Genomic DNA, 17998 nt, shown 5'->3' with positions numbered 1-17998 from the left:
CAGACCCCTAAAGACGTGAGGAGAAAGCCCTTGGGCAACGCGAGAAACTTCGCCTTCTGGTTGGTCCTGTTCCTGTTGATCATGGCGCTGTTCAGCCTGTTCAACGGATCCGGCAACACCCTGCAGAGCAAGGCCATCCCCTATTCCGAGTTCGTCGAGGCGGTCGAGGACGGCGAAGTGTCCGAGGTGACGCTGGACGGCGAGAACGTGCGATTCCGGGGCGAGGACGGCAACAATTACTCGACCATCAAGCCCGAGGATGCCGAGGTGACGTCCCTCCTGTTGGAGCAGGATATCCCGATCAAGGCGGAATCGCAGGAGCAATCCGGGTTCCAGACCTTCCTGATCTCGCTTCTGCCCTTCGTGCTGCTGATCGGTGTGTGGATCTATTTCATGAACCGCATGCAGGGCGGCGGCAAGGGCGGCGCGATGGGCTTTGGCAAGTCGAAGGCCAAGATGCTGACCGAAAAGCATGGCCGCGTGACGTTTGACGACGTGGCTGGCATTGATGAGGCCAAGGAAGAGCTTGAAGAGATCGTCGAGTTCCTGCGCAACCCGCAGAAGTTTTCGCGGCTTGGCGGCAAGATCCCCAAGGGCGCGCTGCTGGTGGGCCCTCCGGGCACCGGTAAGACCCTATTGGCCCGCGCGATTGCGGGCGAGGCCGGCGTGCCGTTCTTCACCATTTCGGGTTCGGACTTCGTCGAGATGTTCGTGGGTGTCGGCGCGTCCCGCGTGCGCGACATGTTCGAACAGGCCAAGAAGAACGCGCCCTGCATCGTCTTCATCGACGAAATCGACGCCGTGGGCCGCCACCGTGGTGCCGGCTATGGCGGCGGCAATGACGAGCGCGAACAGACCCTCAACCAGCTTCTGGTCGAGATGGACGGGTTCGAGGCCAACGAGGGCGTGATCATCGTTGCGGCGACCAACCGCAAGGACGTGCTGGACCCCGCGCTGTTGCGTCCGGGCCGGTTCGACCGCCAGGTGACCGTACCCAACCCCGACATCAAGGGCCGCGAGAAGATCCTGGGCGTTCATGCCCGCAAGACCCCGCTGGGCCCCGACGTGGACCTGCGCATCATCGCGCGCGGCACGCCCGGGTTCTCGGGTGCGGATCTGGCCAACCTCGTGAATGAGGCGGCGCTGATGGCCGCCCGCGTGGGCCGGCGGTTCGTGTCGATGGTCGACTTCGAGCAGGCCAAGGACAAGGTGATGATGGGCGCCGAGCGGCGATCCATGGTCCTGACGCCCGAGCAGAAGGAAAAGACCGCCTATCACGAGGCCGGTCACGCCATCGTCGGGCTGGCCTTGCCGCAATGCGATCCGGTCTACAAGGCCACGATCATCCCGCGCGGCGGTGCCTTGGGCATGGTCGTCAGCCTGCCCGAGATCGACCGGCTGAACTGGCACAAGTCGGAATGCGAGGAAAAGCTTGCCATGACGATGGCCGGCAAGGCCGCCGAGATCATCAAGTACGGCCCCGACGCGGTGTCGAACGGCCCGGCGGGCGACATCCAGCAGGCGTCGTCGCTGGCGCGCGCCATGGTGCTGCGCTGGGGCATGTCCGACAAGGTGGGCAATGTCGATTACGAACAGGCACACGAAGGCTACATGGGCAATAGCGCCGGTGGCTTCTCGATCTCGGCCCATACCAAGGAACTGATCGAGGACGAGGTGAAGCGCCTGATCGACGAAGCCTACCAGCGCGCCTATGACATCCTGACCGAAAAGCAGGACGAATGGGAGCGGCTGGCGCAGGGCCTGCTGGAATACGAGACCCTGACCGGCGAGGAGATCGAGCGCGTGATCAACGGCGATCCGCCCGAGGCCGATAACGACCAGGGCGGCACGCCGCAGAAGGACGACAAGCCGTCCCTGACCGCGATCCCGAAGACCAAGCCCAAGTCGACGCCGCCCGAGGGCGGATTGGAGCCGGAACCGACAGCGTGACGACGACGACACACGTGAAGACCGACTGGAACCCGGGCGCCTACGCCCGGTTTCACGACCTTCGGCTGCGTCCGGGCCTTGATCTGGTGAACACGATCAGCAGCATGGGCGCGGGCGACATCTATGACCTCGGCTGCGGCAACGGCGCGCTGGGCGAGGCGCTTCGGGCGCGGGCCGGAAACCGCAAGGTGATCGGCGTGGATGCCAGCCCGGCGATGCTGGAAAAGGCCCGCGGCTGCAAGGCGTATGACAGTTTCAGCCAGGCCGATATTTCCGACTGGACGCCCGCGCGCGTGCCGGGGCTGATTTTTTCCAACGCCGCGCTGCACTGGGTGGGGCATCACGAACAGTTGCTGCCGAAACTGGTGCGGATGCTCAGCAAGGGCGGCACGCTGGCGGTGCAGATGCCGCATCAGAACAAAGCGCCGTCGCACCGTGTCTGGCTGAGCCTGGTCGAGGAGATGTTCCCCGGCCGGGTCGAGAAGATGGGCACGCCCGGCGTCATGGCGCCGGTCAAGTACGACGAGCTTCTGGCCGGCATGGGCCAGTTCCGCATGTGGGAAACCGAGTATTACCAGCGCCTCATGGCCGAGCCGGGCAGCCACCCGGTGCGCCGTTTCACCGAGAGCACCTATGCGCGCCCGGTACTGGAAGCGCTGGACGACGACGAGAAGGCGGCGCTGATCAAACGCTATGAAGAGGCGATGCACGCGGCCTACCCGGTGCGCAAGGACGGCTCGGTCCTATTCCCGTTCCGAAGGATTTTCTTTACCCTGTCGGTCTGAGCGCGGGCGTTTTCTTGAAAAGAAAACGGGACGGAATTTTTTCAAAATTCCGGCGCGCGCGCTTCACCGTCACGCACTGTTTCGGGCGGCGTAAAAGACCATGGCCTCATCCAGCAGGCGAAACCCGGTGTCGAACGCGGTGAGCGTCATGTCGTGGACGGACCCGGGCCGTCCGGTGGGCAGCTCCGCCGTGACGCTGTCGGCCAGGGCCAGCTGCGTCGCGCCGTTGTGGAACATCTTGATGCGCTCCATTACCACATCGCCGTTGGGTGGGGCGTCCAGCACCTCGTCCATCAGGTCCAGCACGTCGTCGGAAATACAGAGCGTCCGGTACATCAGGCCCACCGCGTCGCGTTCGGCCCTGTGAAGGTCCCGGAAGCCGGGCGCGTTGCGCCAGACGCAAGGGATCTGCGCGCCGAGCGCGCGCACTCTTTGCACCGCGTAAGGCAGCAGGAACAGCTGCGTGTCGTTGTCGGTGAACCGGCCCGAGATCACGGCCTCGCGCCCAGTTGTGTAAGCCTCTTCCAGCGTCAGGCCGCGGTTGAACCGTGCCAGCATCGCGGCAGGGGATTCCCCAGGCAGCGCGCGGGGCGGGGGCATCGACCGGGCCCACGCCCAGCCGTCGCGCAGGCCGCGCATATGGGCGGCCATGCCGAGCCTGTCGGCCTTGAGCGCGCTGTCGAATTCATCCTGCGTCCCGTTGGCGGCAAGCGTGGCCATCAGCAGGATATGCCGGTGCTCGGGGCCAAGCGCGTCGAGATCCTGCGCCCCGGCCTTGTCGCGCACGTCCTCGAAAAGCTCAAAGACCTGCACGGCCATCCAGTCGGTTTCGCTGATGCCGGGGTTGTGCCTGCGGTTCGTGGCGGAGGTCAGGACCTTGCCGTGCTTGACCAGGGCGATGGTCCGGATCTCGGCATGAAACGCCTTGACCGCCTCCCACGCCTCGGGCGAGAGCGGCCTGGGGTGTTTGCGAAAGAAAGCGAAGGCCATGAACGTCTCTTCTCATGCGTGTTCGGGGTGAAGATGACCGGGGACCTTGACCTGTTTTGGGCGATAAGGTGACATGCCCGGACGATGATACGATTTTTCCCCGGGAAAGACCCGAAGTCACCGTGGAGCGCGGTGACCGAGACGTGCGAAGGAACGCGCCGATGCCTGCCTTGATACCGACCGATCACTATGCCGAAATCACCTGGATCGGGTGCGTCGCGGACCAGAAGAGCGGCATCCGCTCGGCCGCGCTGGACCAGGTGGAGCTGACATGGGACGGGGTGCCCGGAGAGTTCCACGGCGGACGTACCCGCCCTGCCTGCGTGCGGGTAAAGGACCAGCACGCAAGAGGCACCGAGATTGCCAATGTGCGTCAATTGTCCATCGTGTCGGCCGAGGAAATGGCGGCGATTGCCGAGGACATCGGGATCGACGCGCTGCGCCCCGAGTGGCTGGGCGCGTCGCTTGTGCTGAAAGGCATCGACGATTTCAGCCGCCTGCCGCCCGCGTCGCGCTTGCAGACCGAGAGCGGCACGGCGCTGATCGTGGACATGGAGAACCGTCCCTGCATCTGGCCCGCCAAGGAACTGGAGAAGGATCACCCGGGCCTTGGCAAGCGCTTCAAGCCCGCCGCGGCGCATCGCCGGGGCGTCACCGCCTGGGTCGAGCGGCCCGGCCCGCTGCGGCTGGGCGACCGGATGCGCCTGCACGTGCCGGACCAGCGGCCCTGGCTGCACCTGGAGGGATGCCTGAGCGGCAAGGCCTTCTGAGCGGCGGCTGTTTCCGATGTGAAACGCGGGCGCGACAGGCTGCCGCATCAGCCCCCGGAAATGTCGGATTCCTGACCGGGTGACCGCAACTGACTTTGTATGGCTGTCCCCGAAGCATCATCGCTTATGTCCAAAGGGAACCTACAATGAGCCACAAATCAGACATCGAGATTGCGCGTGCGGCGTCGAAGAAGCCGATCCAGGAGATTGGCGACAAGCTTGGGATACCGTCCGAGCACCTGCTGCCCTACGGGCATGACAAGGCGAAGGTGAGCCAGGACTACATCAATTCGGTGAAGGGCAACGAGAACGGCAAGCTGATTCTCGTGACCGCGATCAACCCGACGCCGGCGGGCGAGGGCAAGACCACCACCACCGTTGGTCTGGGCGACGGTCTGAACCACATCGGCAAGAAGGCGATGATCTGCATCCGCGAGGCCTCGCTGGGCCCGAACTTCGGGATGAAGGGCGGCGCCGCGGGCGGCGGCTATGCCCAGGTGGTGCCGATGGAGGACATGAACCTGCATTTCACCGGCGACTTCCACGCGATCACCTCGGCCCATGCGCTCTTGAGCGCGATGATCGACAACCACGTCTACTGGGGCAACGACGCCGAGATCGACACCCGCCGGATCGTCTGGCGCCGGGTGGTGGACATGAACGACCGCTCCTTGCGCCAGATCACGTCCAGCTTGGGCGGTGTGGCCAACGGCTTTGCCCGCGAGGACGGCTTCGACATCACCGTGGCCTCGGAAGTGATGGCGATCCTGTGCCTGGCGAGTGACCTGAAGGACCTCGAGGAGCGGCTGGGCGCGATGATCGTGGCCTATCGCCGCGACCGCAGCCCGGTTTTCTGCCGCGATATCAAGGCCGAAGGCGCGATGACCGTCCTTTTGAAGGACGCGATGCAGCCCAACCTGGTGCAGACGCTGGAGAACAACCCGGCCTTCGTGCATGGCGGGCCGTTCGCCAATATCGCGCATGGCTGCAACTCGGTCATCGCGACGACCACGGCGCTGAAGATCGCCGATTACGTGGTGACGGAAGCCGGGTTCGGCGCCGACCTGGGCGCCGAGAAGTTCATGAACATCAAGTGCCGCAAGGCCGGGATCGCGCCGTCGGCGGTGGTGATCGTGGCGACGGTGCGGGCGATGAAGATGAACGGCGGCGTGGCCAAGGCGGACCTTGGCGCCGAGAACGTGGACGCGGTGAAGGCGGGCTGCCCGAACCTCGGCCGGCATATCGAAAATGTTAAGTCTTTCGGTGTCCCGGTGGTGGTGGCGATCAACCACTTCGTGACCGACACCGATGCCGAAGTTCAGGCGGTGAAGGACTTCGTGGCGGAAAACGGCGCCGAGGCGGTGCTGAGCCGCCACTGGGAGCTGGGCTCTGAAGGCTCGGCGGACCTGGCCAAGAAGGTCGTGGAGACGATCGAGAAGGGCGAGGCGAACTTCAAGCCGATCTATCCCGACGAGATGAGCCTGTTCGAGAAGATCGAGACGATCGCCAAGAAGATCTACCGCGCCGACGAGGTGATCGCGGACAAGAAGATCCGCGACCAGCTGAAGAGCTGGGAAGAGCAGGGCTATGGCAACCTGCCGGTTTGCATGGCGAAAACGCAGTACAGCTTCTCGACCGATCCCACGCAGCGCGGCGCGCCCACGGGCCACTCGGTGCCGGTGCGCGAAGTGCGCCTGTCGGCCGGCGCGGGCTTCGTCGTGGTGGTCTGCGGCGAGATCATGACCATGCCCGGCCTACCCAGCCGCCCCGCATCTGAATCCATCCGCCTGAACGACCAGGGCGAAATCGAAGGATTGTTCTAAAGGACCGGTTCCCCCCGCCCCGTGCCAAAGGTATAGGGTGGGGGACCATTTTCGGGCCGGGAGGAAAGACATGACGGCAGAGATTATCGACGGCAAGGCGTTTGCCGCGAAGGTACGCGAGAAGGTGGCGGGGCACGTGGACCGCCTGAAGGAAGAGCATGGCATCACGCCGGGGCTGGCCGTGGTGCTGGTGGGCGAGGACCCGGCAAGCCAGGTTTATGTGCGCTCGAAGGGCAAGCAGACCGTCGAGGTCGGCATGAATTCCTACGAGCACAAGCTGGAGGCGGACACCTCGGAGGAGGATCTGCTGGCGCTGATCGACCGGCTGAACAACGACAAGGATGTGCATGGCATCCTTGTGCAACTGCCGCTGCCGGAGCATCTGGATTCCGACCTCGTGATCAATTCCATCGACCCGGCCAAGGACGTGGACGGGTTTCACATCTCGAACGTGGGCCTGCTGGGCACGGGGCAGAAAAGCATGGTGCCCTGCACGCCGCTGGGCTGCCTGATGATGCTGCGCGACCACCACGGCAGCCTCAGCGGCATGGACGCGGTGGTTGTCGGCCGCTCGAACATCGTGGGCAAGCCGATGGCGCAGCTTTTGCTGGGCGACAGCTGCACGGTGACCATCGCGCACAGCCGGACGAAGGATCTGGCGGAAGTCGTGCGCCGCGCCGATATCGTCGTGGCCGCCGTGGGCCGGCCCGAGATGGTGCCGGGCGACTGGATCAAGGAAGGGGCCACGGTGATCGACGTCGGCATCAACCGGGTAGAGCGCGACGGCAAGAACAAGCTGGTGGGCGATGCGGACTATGAGTCCTGCGCCGAGCGCGCGGGGGCGATTACCCCGGTGCCGGGCGGCGTGGGGCCGATGACCATCGCGTGCCTTCTGGCCAATACCGTGACGGCCTGCTGCCGTGCGAACGGGTTGTCGGAGCCCGAAGGGCTGACGGCGTAAGACCTCTTGCCCGGCGGCCCCCGCCGGGCAGCCCCCGGCCGTCCCCACGGGCGGGGGCTTCACCCCTCACCCTCGGTCGGGGACGGCCCTTATTTCTTTTTGGCCTTGTCGCAGGTCTTGCGTGCGCCGCTACAGATCCACCGGGATCATGGTGCCGACCATCATGGCGATGTGACGTTCCGCGCCGTCGGTCACGGCGAAAATATCCGACTGCACCACCATCAGGCGGCGGCCCGGCTTGATCACCCGGCCCCGGGCCAAGAGGTGATCGCCCGCGCCGGGGGCGAGCAGGTTGATCTTCATTTCCGTGGTCATCACCTCCATCCCCTCGGGAATCAGGGTCAGCGCGGAATAGCCCGCGGCACTGTCGCCGATGGCGAAGGTCAGGCCGGCATGGGCGACGCCCTGCTGCTGGCGGCTGCCTTCGAGGATGGGGGCGGTGATCTCGACCTTGCCCTTGGCGATCCCGGTGAGCGTGGCGCCCAGCGTCTGCATCATGGATTGCCGCGCGAAGCTTTCGCGGATGCGGTTTTCGATTTGCGCGGACATGGGAGTCTCCGGGTGGTCTTGCGCCCGGCAGTCTAGGCCGGGCGGGCGGCAATGGGAACGGGGTGTTTCAGGCCCGTTGGCCGCGCGGCATGGGCGCGGGATGGGGCGTGTTGCCGGTCAGGATCGCCAGCGCCTCGGGGCGCATGAGGTCACAGAGCGCAGCATCGCGGCTGCGCAGGCCGCCGGTATAGGTACCGTAGGCGGGCATGATCAGCCGGTCGCTGTCCACCAAAAAGGCCGGGCGGGTGATGGCGCGGCCCCGGACGGGCAGGGTGACCTTGGGGTGGTAATGCCCCGAGACCTCGCCGGAATAGCCGGCCTGCGCGATATGGCGGAAGGTGAGCGGCGGCACGGGCAGCTCGAACAAATGCGCGCCGCCAAGGTCGACGGGGCCGGGATCGTGGTTGCCCTCGATCCAGACCCAGCGGCGGCCGGCCTGAAGGCGGCTGATCCAGAGCTTTTCGGCCTCCAGCAGGGCGCGGGCGGCCAGCGCATCGTCGAAGCTGTCGCCGAGGCAGATGACGGTATGCGCGCCGGTGGCCTCCAAGTCGGCTTGCAGGCGCGACAGGGTGTCGTGCGTCTCGTAGGGGGGCAGTTGCGCTTCGCCCAGACGGGCGCGGCGTTCGGTCTTGCCGAGGTGCATGTCGGACACGCAAAGCAGGTTCTGGTCACGCCAGAAAAGCGCGCCCGAGCCGAGGGCGGTGAGGCGGGCGCCTGCCAATGTGAACTCGTAGCCGTTCATGCTTCGTTCATCACGCGGGGCGACTGATTTTGCAAGGGCTTTTCCGGGTGTCAGGCAAGGCCGGCGGCCTGCATCAGGCGTTGTGTTTCTTCTTCGAGCAGGCGGTCCTGTGCGCTGCCTTCGACGGGGGTGCGCCCGGCCTCGAGGAACAGGGGTGCCGCAAAGGGCGTGACGCGGGGCAGGCGGACAAGGTCGACCCGGTCATCGATGCGGTCGAGCATTTCCTCGATCCGGCCAAAGTCGATCAGGCCGCGCATCGCCTCTTGCCGCGTGATGTCCAAGAGCAAGTGATCGGGGTCGTACTTGGCCAGCGTGTCATAGAGAATATCGGAGGAAAACGTGGCCTGCCGGCCGGATTTGCGGGCCTGGGGCAGGTTGCGCTGGATCAGGCCCGCGATGGTAGCCGAGGCGCGAAAGGTGCGCTTTATCAGCTGGTTACCGGCCAGCCACTTGTCCAGGCCTTCGCGCAGAGCGGCGCGGTCCAGAAGGCCGGTGGCGTCGATCAGCGGCTCCAGCCCCCAGATAAGCGTGGCGTAATCGGTCGAGACGAAGCCCATGGGGGCGAGGCGCATCTCCTCCATGCGTTTGCTGAGGATCAGGCCCAGCGTCTGTTGCGCGTTGCGGCCTGCGAAGCCGTAGATGCAGGCGTGTTCACGCCCGTCATGGGGGAAGCTTTCGATCAGCAGGCGGCCCGCCTTGGGCAGTTGCGACACGTCCTGTTGAAGCGCGATCCAGTCGGCGGTGTGGGCGGGCAGGGCGGAATGGTCGCCCGAGTGCAGAAGCGACAGGATGCGCTGGCTGAGCTGGGTGGAGGTGGCGAATTTCGTGCCGGCGAAGGTGGCGATCTTGGGTTTCTTGGCAGCGTCGCGGCTGACCTCGACCACGGTTTCGCGCAGGCCCTCGTATTTCACGATCTGCCCGCCGATCAGGAACGTGTCGCCGGGGGTGAGGGAGGCGGCAAAGCCTTCCTCGACCTCGCCCAGGGGCTTGCCGCCGCGGTTTCGCCGCATCCGCACCTTCAGCAGGTCGGCGTCCTGGATGGTGCCGATATTCATGCGAATGAGGCGGGCGCTGCGCGGGTCGCGCAACTGCCACAGGCCGTCGCGGTTGAGCAGGCGTTGCCACTGGTCATAGGCGCGCAGGGCATAGCCGCCGGTGGCGCAGAAATCGAGGCAGGCGTCGAACTGGGTGCGGGTGAGCGTGGCGTAGGCGCCGACGGTCTTGACCTCGTCATAGAATGCATCTGCATCGAACGGGCCGGCACAGGCGCGGATAAGGATGTGCTGGCACAGTACGTCACGCGGGCCGGGACCGCGCGGCTCGCCGTCGAGGTCATGCTCGCGGACGGCCTGTAGCGCCGCGACGCATTCGGTGACCTCGAAGCGGTTGGCGGGCACCAGAAGCGCCTTGGATGGCGCGTTGTAGCGGTGGTTGGCGCGGCCGATGCGCTGGACCAGCCGCTTGACGTTCTTGGGCGCGCCGACCTGGATCACGAGGTCCACGTCGCCCCAGTCGATGCCGAGGTCCAGACTGCCGGTGCAGACCACGGCGCGCAGCTCGCCGCGCTGCATGGCGGCCTCGACCCGTTCGCGCTGCGCCCGGTCGAGCGAGCCGTGGTGGATGCCGATGGGCAGGGCATCCTCGTTGGCGAGCCAGAGGTTGTGAAAGAAAATCTCGGCCTGGGCGCGGGTGTTGTGGAAGATGAGGGTGATGCGGTGGCGTCGCACCTCGTCCAGTACCGCCGGGATCGAGTAGGCGGCACCCCCCCCGGACCAGGGCGGGAAAGCGTCGGTTTGCAGCATGGCAATGTCCGGCTCGGGGCCGGGATCGGCCATGAGGATCTCGCACGGGTCCGGGTGGCGGGCGAGAAGGTGCGCGATGGCGGCGGGGTCCTCGACCGTGGCCGAGAGGCCCACGCGGCGCAGGCCGGGGCACATGGCCTGAAGGCGGCTGAGGGCGAGGAACAACTGGTCGCCGCGCTTCGATTCCGCCAGCGCGTGGATTTCGTCGACCACGATGCGCTTGAGGCCCTTGAAGATGCGCGGCGCGTCCTCGTAGGAGGTGAGGAGTGCAAGGCTTTCGGGCGTGGTCAGCAGAATATGTGGCGGGTCGGCGCGTTGGCGGCGCTTGGCCGACGAGGAGGTGTCGCCGGTGCGGTCCTCGATGCGGATGGGCAGGTTCATCTCTGACACAGGCGTGGTCAGGTTGCGCTTGATGTCTGCCGCCAGCGCCTTGAGCGGGGAGATGTAGAGCGTGTGCAGCCCGTCGTGGCCGTGCTCTGCGATGTCCACCAGCGTCGGCAGAAAACCCGCCAGTGTCTTGCCGCCCCCGGTGGGGGCAATGAGCAGAAGGGCGGGGTCGTCCGCGCGGTCCAGCATGGCCTGCTGATGCGCGTGGATGGACCAGCCGCGGGTGGCGAACCAGTCGGTGAAAACAGGGGGTAGCGACGTCATCCGCCAGATGTAGGCGGAACCGCAAAACTTTTCAGGAAAAGTTTTGCCCGGAGTTTTCGATAAACTCCGGGGCGTACTTATTTCACGATGGTCTCGTCCTTGACGAACATGTTCGCCCAGGCGCGGTCCAAGAGGTCGGGGCGCATCTGGTAGGGGATGCCCTCGAACTCGCAGATCGAGATCATCTGGTCGATCAGGAAGATCGGCTGATAGTTGGCGTAGACGTTGTTGATCGTCGGGTACTTGACCTTGAGGAGGTGCAGCAGCGTTTCCTCGTCCAGCGGCATCCCGCGTTTCTTGGCCACCATGGCGAAGATCTTGAGGAAATCCTGCTGGTTGGGTCCGTCGATCTTGATCTTGAAGAAGATCCGGCGCAGGGCGGCCTGGTCGAAGATCTCGTTGGGGTGGAAGTTGGTCGAGAAGATCACCAGCGTGTCGAAGGGCACCTCGAATTTTTCCCCCGATTGCAGCGCCAGGATATCCTTGGATTCCTCCAAAGGCACGATCCAGCGGTTGACGAGGCTTTGCGGCGGTTCAGCCTGGCGGCCAAGGTCGTCGACGATGAAGATGCCGCCGGTCGATTTGAGCTGCAACGGTGCCTGGTAGGTCCGCGCGGTGGGGTTGTAGACGAGATCGAGCATCGACAGGCTGAGCTCACCCCCGGTGATGACCGTGGGGCGCTCGCAGCGCACGTAGCGCGTGTCGAAGGTGCGCTTGCGGCGCAGGCTGTTGGGATCGTCTACCTCGACCTCGGCCTTGGAGTGGACGATGGGGTCGTAGACGGTGATGACCTGGCCCGCGTATTCGATGGCGCGGGGGACATAGATCTTGTCGCCCATCGCGTCGCGGATGCCGTTCGAGATCGAGGATTTACCGTTGCCGGGCGGGCCGTACATCAGGATCGAGCGACCTGCCGACACGGCGGGGCCGAGGTGATCAAGCAGATCGTTGGGCAGCACCAGGTGCCCCATTGCGCCGGTCAGTTCGTCGCGGGTGATCTGGATGTTGCGGATCGACTGGCGTTTGACCTGCTCGCGATAGACGGCCAGCGGCACCGGCATGGCGCCGAAATATTCCGATTGCGACAGGGCGTCGAGCGCGCGGGACTTGCCCGCGTCGGTCAGCTGAAAGCCCATTTCGCCGCCCGAATTCGCGTTGAGTGTGCCGGTCGCCTCGAGCAGGCGTTGCTGGCGGGCCATGTCCACCAGTTCCTGCGTGACGGCGCGGGGCAGGCAGATCGCCTCGGCGATTTCGCTGACCATGTCGAGGTTCTTGCGGAACATGGTCTTCAGCAGGATGTCCCGCATCATCACGACGGGAAGGCGCATTTCGTCCAGCCCCGACGGCGGCGGAGGTGGTTGAACGCCGGTGGTCACTTGCATGTTCATGGTTTTACGGCCCGCTCTCTGAGACAAGTTGACGTGTTTCGACCCCGCAGACGGCGGAGTGTTTGCGGTCAGGCTGACAGAAGATCATGCGGAAATTATGGTGGCCCGCGGGCAGGGATGGGGCAGGGGCCTCAGGCCCCGTAGGCCGCGCCGAGGGCGAGATAGATCACCAGGGTCGCGCCCAGGGCAAAGCCCATGGGAAACTTCTTGCCGCGGTCCCAGCTGACCCAGTTCGGCGCCAGCCGGCGCAGGGGCGAGTGTTTCGCCAGCCGGTGGGTGACGAAACAGGCCAGCAGGTTGGCGGCGAAGAGGAACATGATGATCCGCCAGTCGGCGGGGGCGACGAAGGGGGCGGCGGCGGCGATGAATTTGCTGTCGCCCGCGCCCATCAGACCGCCGGCATTGGCGATGAAGCCGATCACAAGCGCGAAAACCATGATCGCGATGCGCCAGGCGTAATCGGGCCAGATCGGGGTGACGGCCCAGAGGCCCACGACCACGAAGATCCCCGCAAGCGTCAGGACGGAAATGTTGGGGATGCGCATCGCCTTGAGGTCGCTCCACATCACCCAGAGACAGACCGGGGTCACGAAGGGCAAGAACCAGAACGCCGCCCAGCTGGTGATTTCAAGGGGCATGGCCCGCGCCTCGCAAGCCGCTTATTCTACGTTGTTTTCCAGCGCGTTCAGGCTGCGCGCGGCGGCCTCGAAATGCTGGGGATGGGTGTCGATGGCGTCGCGCAGCAGGCCCTTGCCGATAGTGGTGTCGCCCTGCTTGATCGCCGACAGGCCCAGCGTGTAGAGCAGTTGCGCACGCTCTTCCTGGCTGGTCTGCATGACCGGCATGGAATATTTCTTTTGCGCGCCGCGGGCCAGGACAAGGTTGTTCTTGGCGGTGAACAGGCTGTCATCCTGCCGGATCGCATCGGTGAACAGACGCTCGGCGGCGGCGAAATCGCCGCGGGTCAGCTTGGAATAGCCCCAGTTGTTCATCACGCTGGCGGGGGTCGTCGTCAGCCCGATGGCGGTTTCGTAGAAACTGTCGGCCTTCGACCAGTTCTCGTTGCTGTCGGCGACCATCGCCTCGAGCCGGTACCGCTTGAAGGTCTCGTGGGTCGGCGGGACGGCATCCAGCACCTCGTCGGCGCGTTTCCATTCGTTGTTGCGAATGAGCGCGTCGGCGAATTCGACCTGGTCGTCATTGGTGGATTTCTCGTGCTCGACCACGTTCTGCCAGGCCGCGACGGCCTCGGTGTGGCGCTTGGCCCGGATGAGCGATTGCGCAAGGCCGCGGCGCACGTCGATGCGGTCGGGCTGTTCGCCAAGGGTGCGCTGGAAATATTTCACGGACTCGTTGGGGTCTGCCACGGTCAGCATGACATCGCCAAGATTGCTTTCGTCGACGACGTTGAGATCGGACAGGGCCCGGTCCACATCGGCCTTGCCGGCCTTGTCATCGCAAGCGGAAAGGGCAAATGCGCTGCCCACGCAGATGCACATGAGAATAGGATGGCGCATTTTTGCGTCCTTTTACTGCCTTCGCCTCAACCTGGTATACTGCGGATCAGGTAGTCGCTGCTCCCGCGCCGCACCAGTTTATAATCTTGTTCTAGTTCTTCAGTATAAAGAGAATTTTCCGATTTTGCGAGAACTAAGCGCAAATTGTCACGAATTGAGTCACTTTGGCCATTGTCGAGCGCATAGGCCTTCTTGAACACCTGTTCCGCCTCGCCGTTTTCGCCCTTTTCCAGCAGGACGACGCCAAGGTTGTTCCACACCTCGGGTGAGAATTCGTCCTTTTCGATGGCCTGGCGCAACAGGCGTTCGGCGGTGTGCAGGCGCCCCAGGCCGAGATTGGCGGTGCCCAGGCCGGCCAGCACGTCGGCGCTCATGCCTTCGTCGAGGGCGGCGCGGGAAAAGGCGTCGATCGCCAGCTCGAACTCGCCCGCGGCCACCAGGCGGTGGCCGACCAGCTTGGAGTCGACGGCCTCGCCGCCCCGGGCGACGCCGGGGGCGTAGGGGCCGTCCGGGTCACGCGAAGCGCCCTCGCCGCAGCCCGCGACAAGAGCGAAGGAAACCAGAAGCCAGACACCTGCTCGTGCCATGCCGGTTATGCCGCCTCTTCGTTATGCCGACAGGCCCGCGCGGGGCCTGCCGTTCGTTGGTCCGGCCGTTACTGGCCCGCCATCGTGAAGAGTTCCATGATCCCCAGCACCGACGGGCCGACCAGGATGATCAGCAATGGCGGCACTGTAAGCATCATCGTGGCCAATGTCATCTTCGTCGGAAGCTTGTTGGCCTTTTCTTCCGCGCGCATGACCCGTTTGTCACGCATCTCGCCGGCATAGACGCGCAGGGCGTCGGCGATTGAGGTGCCGAAGGTCTGCGACTGCACGAGCACGGTCACGAAGCTGGAGATATCCTGAACACCGCAGCGTTCGGCCATTTCGTTCAGGACCGAAGGCTTGTCGCGCCCGGCCTTGACCTGGTGCGCGACGATCTCGAATTCCTCGGAGAGCGCCGGATAGGAGGCGCGGATTTCCCTGGACACCCGGATGATCGCCTGGTCGAGCGACTGGCCCGCCTCGACGCAGGTCAGCATCATGTCGAGACTGTCGGGGAAGCCCTCTTCGATTTCCTGCTGGCGCTGCTGCTGGCGTTTGGTCACCCAGTATTTCGGGATCATGTAGCCGACGCCACCCGGCCCGAGGATGTACATGACCGTCTGCGTGGTGGTCGTGTCATCGGCCCCCGCGAGGAAGACCACGAAATAGAGCACGCCGAGGATCAGGAAGCCGATGCCAAGCGCGAACTGGGCGAAGTGGAAGTACCGCACCGCATCGCGGCTGCGATAGCCGGCCTGCATCAGGGTCAGGCGGATCTGGCTGAGCTGCTTTTCGTCCTCGGGTTCGAGGAACTTGGCGTATTTGTCCAGCTTTTCGTTGCGCTGGCCGGTGCGCAACTTTTTCTTCTGCTCTTCCAGCGACGGTCCGCTGCGCGACTGTTTCCTGATCTTGTCCAGCGGGTCGTTCGACTCGCGGATCAGGATCGGGATCGTCAGCAAGACCAGCAGCACACCGAGCGTGCCCACCGCGATCAGCGGGCCGAACGGGCCCAGCATGTCGGTCATGAATTGTGAAATCGTGTCCAGCATTGTCAGGGCCTTTTACACTTTGATGTTCACGAGGGCGCGCATCACGAAGAGGTTCGTGACGAGGAAGAAGCCCACGGCCAGGCAGGCCGGGATGAAATAGGGGTGTTCCATCGCCTCGTCGTAGTAATCGGGCTTGATCATCTGGATCGCGATCAGCGCCAGGATCGGGAAGGCGGACAGGAACTTGCCGGACCACTTGGCCTCGGCGGTGATGGCCTTGACACGGCGGAACAGACGGAAGCGGGCGCGGATCACCTTGGCCAGGCCATCGAGGATCTCGGCCAGGTTGCCGCCCGATTGCTGCTGGATGGTCACGGCCACGGCGAGAAAGCGCAAGTCCTGCATGTCCAGACGTTCGGCCATGTCCTTGAGCGCCTCGCCCATGTCCCGGCCATAGGCGGCCTCGTCGGCGATGACGCCGAATTCGGTGGCCAGCGGGTCTGCGACCTCGTTGGCGACGATGGAAATGGCCGAGCTGAACGGGTGGCCGACGCGCAAGGAGCGCACCATGAGTTCGATGGCGTCGGGCAGCTGTTCTTCGAGCATTGCCATACGCTTGCTGGCCTTCATGTTGACCCAGACGAAGATACCGCCGACGCCCATCACCACCGAAACCAGCGCGCGCACCGGCAGCGCGGTGCTCGTGCCCACCGACAGGCCGATGAACGCGACAAAGCCGCAGGCGACCATCAGCAGCATCAGCTGCTTGGGCGAAAACGCGATGGCGCCCATCTGCGCCTTGGTGGCGAGGATCGAGTAGAGCGGGATCTTGCGCGCCTTGAGATGCTGTTCCATCTCCTTGCGCAGCTTTTCCATCACCTCTTCGCGGTTGCCGCCCTTGTCCAGCATCTCCAGCCGGCGGTTCACGCGGTTGTTGAGGCTGATCGAGCGACCGAAGACGGTCAGGTAAAGACCCTGCACCAGGACCATGATCCCGATGAAGATCAGGCCATAGATGATCGGCTCTGCACTGATAGACATGGCGTTTACTCTCCCACGGGTTCGTAGATGCTGGGCGGCAGGTCATACCCCCACAAGCGGAACCGTTCTGAATAGTTCGACCGCACACCGGTGCCGGTGAAATGGCCGATGATCTTGTTGTCCGGCGTCAGGCCGACGCGCTGGAAGCGGAAGATTTCCTGCATGGAAATCACGTCGCCTTCCATCCCGGTGATCTCGGTGATCGAGGTCATCCGGCGCGAGCCATCCTGCAGGCGGCTGGCCTGCACCAGAAGGTTCACGGCCGAGGCGATCTGCGAGCGCACCGCCTTCAGCGGCATCTCGATCCCGGCCATGGCCACCATGTTCTCCAGGCGGCTGATGCCGTCGCGCGGGTTGTTGGCGTGGATCGTGGTCATCGAGCCGTCGTGGCCGGTGTTCATGGCCTGCAACATGTCGATCACCTCCTCGCCGCGCGTCTCGCCGACGATGATGCGGTCGGGGCGCATCCGCAGGGCGTTCTTCAGGCAGTCGCGGGGGCTGACCTCGCCCTTGCCCTCGACGTTGGGCGGACGGCTTTCCATCCGGCCCACGTGGATCTGTTGCAGCTGAAGTTCGGCGGTGTCCTCGATGGTCAGGATGCGTTCGGAATTGTCGATGAAGGACGACAGCGCATTGAGCGTGGTCGTCTTGCCCGAGCCTGTCCCGCCCGAAACGATCACGTTGAGGCGCGTGGCGACGGCGGCCTGAAGATAGGCGGCCATTTCCTCGGAAAAGGCGCCGAAATTCACCAGGTCGTCGATGCCCAGCTTGTCCTTCTTGAACTTACGAATGGACACCAGGCTGCCATCCACCGCGACCGGCGGTACCATGGCGTTGAAGCGCGAGCCGTCCTGCAGGCGGGCGTCGACGTAAGGGTTGGATTCGTCGACACGGCGGCCCACGGCGGAAACGATCTTGTCGATGATCCGCAGCAGGTGCTTTTCGTCCTTGAAGGTGGTGTCGGTCAGCATCAGCTTGCCCGCGCGTTCCACGAACACCTGATGCGGGCCGTTGACGAGGATATCGTTGACCGTGTCGTCCTTCAGCAGCGGTTCCAGCGGGCCCAGGCCTCGCACCTCGTCGTAGAGGTCCTGCGTCAGGGTGGTGCGGTCCTCGCGGTTGAGGACGATGCTGCGTTCCTCGAGGGCCTCGCCGGCGATGGCGCTGATTTCTGCACGCAGGTCCGCCTCGGTCGCGGTGTCGAGCGCGCCGAGGTTGAGGTTGTCGAGAAGCGCGCGGTGCAGGTCGATCTTGATCTCGGCCAGCCGTTCCTTGCGCTTGCGGTCCTTGTCCTGCGGGGCGGTGGTCGCCGCCGCCTTCTGAAGCGGTTTGCGCAGCGAAACGCTTTGCGCTTCTTCCACGGGCGCGGTCTTGGGCGCCTCCGCGACGGGTTTCTTGGCGGCCTTGACCGGCTGGGCCCCGTCGGTTGCTTTTTTGTATCGCGAAAACATCG

The 17998-nt window shown here is 64.7% G+C and carries 16 protein-coding genes; 5 read left to right on the top strand and 11 right to left on the bottom strand.

What is annotated here, in order from left to right; all coding sequences use genetic code 11:
- The first annotated feature begins 30 nt into the window (after positions 1-30).
- Together ftsH and FIU85_RS06885 are read left to right on the top strand one after the other, a co-directional pair.
- A complete protein-coding gene (ftsH, locus tag FIU85_RS06890) occupies positions 31-1950 on the top strand; it encodes an ATP-dependent zinc metalloprotease FtsH (RefSeq protein WP_152496349.1) in 1920 nt (639 codons plus the stop codon).
- 104 nt (positions 1951-2054) lie between these two features.
- The gene (locus tag FIU85_RS06885) at positions 2055-2735 is read left to right on the top strand and encodes a methyltransferase domain-containing protein (protein ID WP_254701856.1); all 681 of its coding nucleotides are present in this window, start codon (positions 2055-2057) and stop codon (positions 2733-2735) included.
- Between the two features lie 69 nt (positions 2736-2804).
- Here FIU85_RS06885 and FIU85_RS06880 read toward each other — a convergent pair whose 3' ends face one another.
- Entirely contained in the window at positions 2805-3725 is a 921-nt protein-coding gene (locus FIU85_RS06880; protein ID WP_152496348.1) for a hypothetical protein, read from the bottom strand.
- A gap of 161 nt (positions 3726-3886) precedes the next feature.
- On the opposite strand from FIU85_RS06880, the gene FIU85_RS06875 reads away from it, so the two are divergent.
- The 3 genes from FIU85_RS06875 to folD all read left to right on the top strand — a co-directional run bounded on the left by FIU85_RS06875 (position 3887) and on the right by folD (position 7279).
- On the top strand, positions 3887-4495 hold the full coding sequence (locus tag FIU85_RS06875; RefSeq protein ID WP_152496347.1) for an MOSC domain-containing protein: 609 nt from the start codon (positions 3887-3889) through the stop codon (positions 4493-4495).
- 146 nt (positions 4496-4641) lie between these two features.
- The gene (locus FIU85_RS06870) at positions 4642-6318 is read left to right on the top strand and encodes a formate--tetrahydrofolate ligase (protein ID WP_152496346.1); all 1677 of its coding nucleotides are present in this window, start codon (positions 4642-4644) and stop codon (positions 6316-6318) included.
- A 70-nt stretch (positions 6319-6388) separates the two neighbouring features.
- On the top strand, positions 6389-7279 hold the full coding sequence (gene folD / locus FIU85_RS06865; protein ID WP_152496345.1) for a bifunctional methylenetetrahydrofolate dehydrogenase/methenyltetrahydrofolate cyclohydrolase FolD: 891 nt from the start codon (positions 6389-6391) through the stop codon (positions 7277-7279).
- 129 nt (positions 7280-7408) lie between these two features.
- On the opposite strand, the gene FIU85_RS06860 is transcribed toward folD, so the two are convergent.
- The 10 genes from FIU85_RS06860 to FIU85_RS06815 form a co-directional block, all read right to left on the bottom strand.
- Positions 7409-7828 (bottom strand): PaaI family thioesterase, encoded by a 420-nt coding sequence (locus FIU85_RS06860; protein ID WP_152496344.1) that lies wholly within the window; start codon positions 7826-7828, stop codon positions 7409-7411.
- 67 nt (positions 7829-7895) lie between these two features.
- A complete protein-coding gene (gene pdeM, locus FIU85_RS06855) occupies positions 7896-8570 on the bottom strand; it encodes a ligase-associated DNA damage response endonuclease PdeM (RefSeq protein ID WP_152496343.1) in 675 nt (224 codons plus the stop codon).
- Between the two features lie 50 nt (positions 8571-8620).
- On the bottom strand, positions 8621-11023 hold the full coding sequence (locus FIU85_RS06850; RefSeq protein ID WP_152496342.1) for a ligase-associated DNA damage response DEXH box helicase: 2403 nt from the start codon (positions 11021-11023) through the stop codon (positions 8621-8623).
- Between the two features lie 77 nt (positions 11024-11100).
- Positions 11101-12411 carry an ATPase gene (locus tag FIU85_RS06845; RefSeq protein WP_152496341.1) on the bottom strand — a complete coding sequence of 437 codons (1311 nt, stop codon included), beginning with the start codon at positions 12409-12411 and terminating at the stop codon, positions 11101-11103.
- A 131-nt stretch (positions 12412-12542) separates the two neighbouring features.
- Positions 12543-13049 (bottom strand): prepilin peptidase, encoded by a 507-nt coding sequence (locus FIU85_RS06840; protein ID WP_152491444.1) that lies wholly within the window; start codon positions 13047-13049, stop codon positions 12543-12545.
- 21 nt (positions 13050-13070) lie between these two features.
- Complete coding sequence (locus FIU85_RS06835) at positions 13071-13928, bottom strand: lipopolysaccharide assembly protein LapB (protein WP_152491445.1); 858 nt, start codon at positions 13926-13928, stop codon at positions 13071-13073.
- Between the two features lie 26 nt (positions 13929-13954).
- Entirely contained in the window at positions 13955-14515 is a 561-nt protein-coding gene (locus FIU85_RS06830; RefSeq protein WP_152496340.1) for a tetratricopeptide repeat protein, read from the bottom strand.
- Positions 14516-14583: 68 nt separating this feature from the next.
- Positions 14584-15564: a type II secretion system F family protein gene (locus FIU85_RS06825; protein ID WP_152491447.1), complete on the bottom strand. Its 981-nt coding sequence runs from the start codon at positions 15562-15564 to the stop codon at positions 14584-14586.
- A 12-nt stretch (positions 15565-15576) separates the two neighbouring features.
- Positions 15577-16545 (bottom strand): type II secretion system F family protein, encoded by a 969-nt coding sequence (locus tag FIU85_RS06820; RefSeq protein WP_152491448.1) that lies wholly within the window; start codon positions 16543-16545, stop codon positions 15577-15579.
- 5 nt (positions 16546-16550) lie between these two features.
- On the bottom strand, positions 16551-17996 hold the full coding sequence (locus FIU85_RS06815) for a CpaF family protein (protein WP_152491449.1): 1446 nt from the start codon (positions 17994-17996) through the stop codon (positions 16551-16553).
- Between the last annotated feature and the right edge of the window lie 2 nt (positions 17997-17998).

This window comes from Roseovarius sp. THAF8 (assembly GCF_009363735.1).
In the GTDB taxonomy this organism is placed as follows: domain Bacteria; phylum Pseudomonadota; class Alphaproteobacteria; order Rhodobacterales; family Rhodobacteraceae; genus Roseovarius.
The sequence above is the reverse complement of the archived record's forward strand: the minus strand, read 5'-3'. Positions and strand labels throughout refer to the sequence as shown.

Bases quoted from the DNA above. Each gene is read 5' to 3' on its own strand.
- FIU85_RS06885 (WP_254701856.1), top strand. From the start codon at position 2,055: ATGGGCGCGGGCGACATCTATGACCTCGGCTGCGGCAACGGCGCGCTG.
- FIU85_RS06880 (WP_152496348.1), bottom strand. From the start codon at position 3,725: ATGGCCTTCGCTTTCTTTCGCAAACACCCCAGGCCGCTCTCGCCCGAG.
- FIU85_RS06875 (WP_152496347.1), top strand. From the start codon at position 3,887: ATGCCTGCCTTGATACCGACCGATCACTATGCCGAAATCACCTGGATC.
- FIU85_RS06870 (WP_152496346.1), top strand. From the start codon at position 4,642: ATGAGCCACAAATCAGACATCGAGATTGCGCGTGCGGCGTCGAAGAAG.
- folD (WP_152496345.1), top strand. From the start codon at position 6,389: ATGACGGCAGAGATTATCGACGGCAAGGCGTTTGCCGCGAAGGTACGC.
- FIU85_RS06860 (WP_152496344.1), bottom strand. From the start codon at position 7,828: ATGTCCGCGCAAATCGAAAACCGCATCCGCGAAAGCTTCGCGCGGCAA.
- pdeM (WP_152496343.1), bottom strand. From the start codon at position 8,570: ATGAACGGCTACGAGTTCACATTGGCAGGCGCCCGCCTCACCGCCCTC.
- FIU85_RS06850 (WP_152496342.1), bottom strand. From the start codon at position 11,023: ATGACGTCGCTACCCCCTGTTTTCACCGACTGGTTCGCCACCCGCGGC.
- FIU85_RS06845 (WP_152496341.1), bottom strand. From the start codon at position 12,411: ATGAACATGCAAGTGACCACCGGCGTTCAACCACCTCCGCCGCCGTCG.
- FIU85_RS06840 (WP_152491444.1), bottom strand. From the start codon at position 13,049: ATGCCCCTTGAAATCACCAGCTGGGCGGCGTTCTGGTTCTTGCCCTTC.
- FIU85_RS06835 (WP_152491445.1), bottom strand. From the start codon at position 13,928: ATGCGCCATCCTATTCTCATGTGCATCTGCGTGGGCAGCGCATTTGCC.
- FIU85_RS06830 (WP_152496340.1), bottom strand. From the start codon at position 14,515: ATGGCACGAGCAGGTGTCTGGCTTCTGGTTTCCTTCGCTCTTGTCGCG.
- FIU85_RS06825 (WP_152491447.1), bottom strand. From the start codon at position 15,564: ATGCTGGACACGATTTCACAATTCATGACCGACATGCTGGGCCCGTTC.
- FIU85_RS06820 (WP_152491448.1), bottom strand. From the start codon at position 16,545: ATGTCTATCAGTGCAGAGCCGATCATCTATGGCCTGATCTTCATCGGG.
- FIU85_RS06815 (WP_152491449.1), bottom strand. From the start codon at position 17,996: ATGTTTTCGCGATACAAAAAAGCAACCGACGGGGCCCAGCCGGTCAAG.